This is a genomic window from Acinetobacter sp. 22301 (assembly GCF_052045285.1).
GTDB lineage: Bacteria > Pseudomonadota > Gammaproteobacteria > Pseudomonadales > Moraxellaceae > Acinetobacter > Acinetobacter pittii.
The window spans coordinates 247,511-253,832 of record NZ_JBQEOR010000005.1 but is presented as its reverse complement, the minus strand read 5'-3'; the positions used below and the strand labels follow the sequence as shown (position 1 = coordinate 253,832).

Sequence of the window (6,322 nt, the reverse complement as noted above, 5' to 3'; positions counted from 1 at the left end):
TCATGCTTTAGCTAAACTTAAGCGACATGAGAAACCAATTCTCCATTCAGATCAAGGATGGCAATATCAAATGGCTCATTATCAACAGCAATTAAAGCAACATGGTTTAATTCAAAGTATGTCTCGTAAAGGAAATTGCTTAGATAATGCTGTAATAGAAAGCTTCTTTGGAATATTAAAATCGGAGTGCTTTCATGGTGAAAAATTTCAATCAACTGATGAGTTAGAGAAAACTATACGAGAGTACATTCATTATTATAATCATGAGAGAATCAAGGTGAAGCTACAAGGTTTATCCCCTGTACAATATAGAAACCAGTTTTTAAAAACTGCTTAACTAACTGTCCAACTTTATGGGGTCAGATCATTCCACCGTAGAGGGGGCACGAGGGGCTAGACACTAAAGGTATAAAACCTTTAATGCTTCTATGAGACGGTCTGCGACAACCGACTGGCAATGTGGCCAGCATGCGAAGAATAGTATTCAACTCTCTTACAGTCAAGCACACAAAATGACATTTGTTTTAAATTAGATCATTAAAAAGTAAGGATAAATAATGAATGAGTTATTGTTAAAGTGGGGTTTATAACGGGATTGAAATTTATATAGATATATTAGTTTCAACAGGTAAGATTAGAATATAAAAAATGGTAAATGATGAAATTAATGATGTAGAAAGTTTTTCTTAGAATTACTAATAAATTTACAATCACAATAAGTCACCGATGCCTTTAAACCTATTATTTATACTTCTCGCGATAAGCTTTCTGCTCGAAACAACTCAATAAGAATATAATGGTAAAAATAGTTGTTTGCTTTTCATTCTATTTATTTCAATTTATAAAAAATATATAATATTCTCAATAGTTTTCTAATTATCTATTACATTCAATCAAGATCATATATTTTCAATAAAGAGAATAAAATGCAAGACCAAGCTTTAACCTCTCTTCCTCAAGATGTAAATGAGGATCAAAATATTACAACTCCACCAATTTCACATTCAGGAATTCATCATTTTAAATTTCATGGGAATGCCTCAGAATATTTTGGAATCTGGATCGTTAATATTCTTTTGACTATTATTACTTTGAGCTTATATGCACCTTGGGCCAAAGTTCGTCGCCTACGCTATTTTTATGGCAATACAGAATTTTTTGAACGCCGCTTTGATTTTACAGGGATTCCAACCAAGATTTTGATTGGACGTTTAATTGCATTAGGAATTTACGTCGTATTTGCAATTTCATCACAGTATTCAATGATTGCGACTGTGGTTGGACTAGTTGCGCTATATGCAGCAGTACCTTGGCTAATTCGCGCTACTTTACGTTTTACGGCAAGAAATAGTAAGTTCGGCAACGCACGTTTTTATTTTGGTGGAACGATAAAAGAATCTTATAAAGTCTTTCTTTTGAGTATATTGGTATATATTTTCACTTTAGGAATCTTTACACCTGTAGCTATTTGGCTATATAAAAAATATTATCTTAACAACTTATATGCTGGACAATTAAATTTTAAATTAAACGCGAAATGGTCTGCATATATGGCAGCAGTTTATATACCAGTTTTTATTGCAATTGGTATAATTGCTATTTTTTCAATCATTTACTTTGCTATGGCAGGAACAATTTCTGGGTTCTCACCAAACGCTATATTCTTCGGAATATTTACGGTATATGCATTTATTGGATTATTTATTTATCCATTAATTGCTGCACGTATTTTTATTACGACATGGAACAATACTACAGTTGGAAACAGTCAATTTAAAACAGACTGTAATCAATGGCGTTTTGCATGGATTGTAGCATCGAACTGGATTGTAAAAATCTTATCCATAGGTTTAATGTCTGCTTGGGCTGCAGTTCGTATTCACAAATATCAGATTGAATCGATGAGTTTAATTTTATTAGATGATCCAGATCAAATGATGAATCTAGCTCAACAAGAGCAAAGTGCTTTAGCTGAAGAAATCAGTGATATTTTTGATATCGACATCTCTTTATAACAATCTGAGTTTAATAATTTATGTCCCACGCAGTAGATATCACTTTCTATGATGGCCTAGTGTCTAAACCATACCGTGCTCAGATTTCAGCTCAATCTGAATCTGAAGTTCTAATTCGGTATGGTGAGCAATTAGAACTTCAGCGCCATTATCAATATACTGATATGAAATTGATTGGTGCGCTGGGACAGTTACACCCAGTAATTGAATTATCTGATGATGCACGGATTGAATTTCATAGTGCATTACCTGAATGGTTTAATTACTCAACTAAAAAGGTTCAACATTCGATCTGGAAATTTGAACGCTCTCCGGGTCTTATTCTTTTTAGTGTAATTTTTGTGATTACTTTTGCGATCAGTCTAGTCAAATGGGGGGTTCCAGCAACGTCCCATTATCTTGCTTTTCAATTACCTGAGAATACTTTAAAGAAACTAGGTGATGAAGCCGAGAATTATGTATTAAATAATTGGACTGCACCCAGCCAATTAGCACAAACTCAAAAAGACCAAATTACTAAACAGTATTTGAATACTGTTGCTGAAAACAAACCAGCCAAATTAGTCTTCCGTAAAGGCGATCAGTTAGGGGCTAATGCTGTAGCGCTACCCAATAATACGATTATTATCACAGATGAACTAATCAAATTGGCACATACGAATCAGGAAATCTTAAGCGTATTAGCCCATGAACAAGGCCATTTGGTTTATCGCCATAGTTTGCAACAAGGGTTAACGAGTTTAGGTCTAAGTATATTATACATTGCAATGACAGGAGATAATTCAGACTTATTTACGTCCTTACCTGCCGCTATGATTGGTGCAAATTATTCACGTAAATTTGAGTCCGAAGCCGATCTATATGCTTTACAGCTGATGGATAGGAAGCATATCGAAGTCTCCCACTTCGCAAATTTCTTACAACGTTTAAGCGATACAACGGAAGAAGGTCTCGATAAGAAAAATCAGTCCACCCCACCAACTTCTCAAGAAGAATCTTCAGCTAATAAACTATCTACAGCTGTTCTTGATGCTTTATCCTCACATCCTGCAACCGAAGAGCGTATTCGAATGGTTCATGATTTTGAGAAAAAACAGAAAGGTGCATAAAATAATTTATAGGTACACAGAGTCTATCTAGAAAATTTATGGTCTTTAGGAAGTGGAGCATCACATGGTTGATCCGTCTTTACATTGACCATTTTCACAGGCCCATCATTGTAGATTGTTACCTTACAGCCTTTTACGACATATTCCTGTTGAATACCACCGTACATTTCATCCTCAGAAACAGGAGATGCAACGTCACAAGCCTCGTCAGCACGGCATATATCCTCTTGCCCACCTACAGCTTCTGCTCCAGCAGCTTCCATTACATCTACAGCACTCTCCTGTACTTCAGCACCTACAGCCTGTATCTTTGCTGCATACGTATTTGAAAGATTTATCATAAGAAAAATTGCAAGAAATAACTTACTACAGTGATTTATTAGATTCATGAACTATCCATACCTATTAATTGAAATTCGGTACATATCAGGCGATTTTAATTTGCAAGTTAGTGATGCAAAGGGCTTAGTATTATAAGGAGCTATTCTACCCATAATTATACATATAGCAGCAATAGTCGTCCCGAAAGAATTCATCAAACAATTACAAGATATTGACCATTATGATGGTGCATTAACTACACAATATAAAATTAAACTGAAATCAAAATCTGTCTAACTCAATCCAAATTTTTATGTAGGTTAGAATGAGGGGGTAAAATAATAGATATAAAAAAAGCCCCTGCTATTAACAGGGGCTTTTCGAATTTGGCGGAAGCGGTGAGATTCGAACTCACGGAGGACTCACACCCTCGTCGGTTTTCAAGACCGGTGCATTAAACCGCTCTGCCACGCTTCCATGTGCGTAAGAATACAAAGCTTATTCATTTTATTCAAGAAAAATATCATCGCTTTGTGTTCAAGTGCATATTGTTTCATCAATTTTACAGTTGAGCAGCCAATTCTGCTCCTTCTTTGATCGCACGCTTCGCATCTAGCTCTGCTGCAAGCTTTGCACCACCAATAATATGGTAGTTCGCTATAGTCGACTCACCTTCTTTTGGCATCAAGTCTTTTACCGACTCTTGACCTGCACACACCACCACAGTATCTACACGTAAAAGCTGGTCTTGACCATTGTGCTCAATCCAAAGCCCTTCATCAGTGACTGCTTTATATTGCACACCACGCAGCATACGTACACCATGCTTTTTAAGCTGTGCACGGTGTACCCAACCCGAAGTCTTGCCAAGACCAATACCAAGTGGTGTGGTTTTACGTTGTAGTAAATAAATTTCACGGATTGCTGGTTCAACTTCTGGCGGCTGCATACCACCTTCAGAAACATAGTTCGGATCTGGATCTATCCCCCATTCACGTTGCCAATCTGCCAAAGGTTGAGGCTGTGGTTGATGTGCCGGTTTAAGTAAAAACTCTGACACGTCAAAACCAATACCACCCGCACCAATCACTGCAACTTTTTGCCCGACTTCTGCTCCTTTTAGAACTTGAGCATAGGAAAGGACTTGTGGTGCGTCACTTCCTTCAATTTTTAATGCGCGAGGGATTACACCTGTTGCAACGATTACTTCATCAAAACCTTCACGTTCAAGTTGTTCACGATTTACGCGAGTATTTAAACGTACGTCCACTCCAGTTTTTTCCAGTTGGACTTTAAAGTAGCGGATCGTTTCGTGAAATTCTTCTTTGCCCGGTACAACTTTGGCAAAGTTAAACTGACCACCTACATCTGAAGTTGCCTCAAACAGCGTCACTGCATGGCCACGGCTTGCAGCAACAGTTGCCGCCGACATACCCGCTACTCCGCCACCCACAACTGCAATTCGCTTAGGCTGTTTAGTCTTTAAATAGACCAGTTCAGTTTCATGGCCTGCACGTGGGTTCACTAAACAAGACACACGCTTATTTTTAAAAGCATGGTCTAAACAGGCTTGGTTACATGCAATACAGGTATTAATTTCATCAACACGGTTAGTCGCAGTTTTATTTACCCAAAATGCATCGGCCAATAAAGGACGCGCCATTTGAACCATATCTGCTTTGCCAGTTGCCAAAATTTCTTCGGCAGTTTCAGGCATGTTGATGCGGTTTGACGCAATAATCGGAATAGAAATATGCTGTTTTACATGAGCAGTATAGTCGACAAAAGCTGCACGAGGCACAGATGTTACAATGGTCGGAACACGAGCTTCATGCCAGCCAATGCCGGTATTTAATAAAGTCACCCCTGCTTTTTCTAAAGCTTTGGCTACAGTCACCACCTCTTGCATGGTGTTACCGTCATGGACTAAATCGAGTAAAGACAAGCGGAAACAAATAATAAATTTCTCACCAACTTTGGCACGGATCGCTTTAACAATCTCGACTGGAAAGCGCATACGGTTTTCAATTTCACCACCCCAACGGTCACTACGCTGGTTCACATGGCTGCTTAAAAACTGGTTAATTAAATAACCTTCCGAGCCCATAATTTCGACACCGTCATAACCTGCTTTTTTGGCAATATCAGCGCACTGTGCGTAATCTTCTATTGTGCTCAGAATATTTTTTTCAGAAAGCTGGCGTGGTTTAAAAGGTGAAATTGGAGATTTAATTGCAGTTGAAGACACAACAAACGGCTGGTAACCATAGCGACCTGCATGCAAAATTTGCATTAAGATTTTTGAACCATGTTTATGCACAGCATGTGTAACCAGACGATGCTGTGGAATATCAAATAAGCTATTCATGGTTCCGCCAGCAGGTGCTAACCATCCTTGACGGTTCGGTGAGATACCACCTGTCACAATCAGGCCAACCCCACCTTTCGCACGCTCTTCAAAATAAGCTGCCAGTTTTGGATAATTGTAAAAACGGTCTTCAAGCCCCGTATGCATGGAACCCATCACCACACGGTTTTTAATGGTGGTAAAGCCTAGATGTAATGGTTTTAATAAATTGGCGTAACTTGTCATGCTGCGTCCCAATAATTTTTTGCAACTTGTTGCATAGTACTTTAATACTTTTTTGATAATTTTGGATGACCAAGCAAAGAAATTTATCGGAGCTTATGGTCAATCCATTTATTTAAGAACAATACTTCATTCACTTCTTCTTATTCTATAAATATCCTTATATTTTTTATCAAATTAAAACTTCAAATCAGAACAAGTGAATTAATGCTTTTTTTGCGAAAAAAAGCACCATGAATAGTGCTACAATAGCCGCCATTCAGAATTCTCAAGACCGCCTATATGGG

General features: G+C 37.8%; 5 protein-coding genes and 1 tRNA gene. 3 read left to right on the top strand and 3 right to left on the bottom strand.

Going from position 1 to position 6,322, the window contains the following annotated elements; all coding sequences use genetic code 11:
- From ACTJJH_RS10675 to ACTJJH_RS10665, 3 genes are all read left to right on the top strand, one after another.
- On the top strand, positions 1-337 hold a 337-nt coding region (locus ACTJJH_RS10675; protein ID WP_440601114.1), incomplete at its 5' end, for a transposase.
- 589 nt (positions 338-926) lie between these two features.
- Positions 927-2,015 (top strand): YjgN family protein, encoded by a 1,089-nt coding sequence (locus ACTJJH_RS10670; RefSeq protein WP_014206121.1) that lies wholly within the window; start codon positions 927-929, stop codon positions 2,013-2,015.
- Positions 2,016-2,035: 20 nt separating this feature from the next.
- Positions 2,036-3,124 carry a M48 family metallopeptidase gene (locus ACTJJH_RS10665; protein ID WP_017398633.1) on the top strand — a complete coding sequence of 363 codons (1,089 nt, stop codon included), beginning with the start codon at positions 2,036-2,038 and terminating at the stop codon, positions 3,122-3,124.
- Positions 3,125-3,147: 23 nt separating this feature from the next.
- Here ACTJJH_RS10665 and ACTJJH_RS10660 read toward each other — a convergent pair whose 3' ends face one another.
- The 3 genes from ACTJJH_RS10660 to ACTJJH_RS10650 all read right to left on the bottom strand — a co-directional run bounded on the left by ACTJJH_RS10660 (position 3,148) and on the right by ACTJJH_RS10650 (position 6,038).
- Entirely contained in the window at positions 3,148-3,465 is a 318-nt protein-coding gene (locus ACTJJH_RS10660) for a hypothetical protein (protein WP_440601118.1), read from the bottom strand.
- Between the two features lie 367 nt (positions 3,466-3,832).
- Positions 3,833-3,922 (bottom strand) — tRNA-Ser (locus ACTJJH_RS10655).
- Positions 3,923-4,007: 85 nt separating this feature from the next.
- Complete coding sequence (locus ACTJJH_RS10650) at positions 4,008-6,038, bottom strand: oxidoreductase (protein WP_440601113.1); 2,031 nt, start codon at positions 6,036-6,038, stop codon at positions 4,008-4,010.
- Positions 6,039-6,322: the final 284 nt, after the last annotated feature.

What these genes read in the sequence shown, in the direction of transcription:
- ACTJJH_RS10670 (WP_014206121.1), top strand. Translation starts at nt 927, where the DNA reads ATGCAAGACCAAGCTTTAACCTCTCTTCCTCAAGATGTAAATGAGGAT.
- ACTJJH_RS10665 (WP_017398633.1), top strand. Translation starts at nt 2,036, where the DNA reads ATGTCCCACGCAGTAGATATCACTTTCTATGATGGCCTAGTGTCTAAA.
- ACTJJH_RS10660 (WP_440601118.1), bottom strand. Translation starts at nt 3,465, where the DNA reads ATGATAAATCTTTCAAATACGTATGCAGCAAAGATACAGGCTGTAGGT.
- ACTJJH_RS10650 (WP_440601113.1), bottom strand. Translation starts at nt 6,038, where the DNA reads ATGACAAGTTACGCCAATTTATTAAAACCATTACATCTAGGCTTTACC.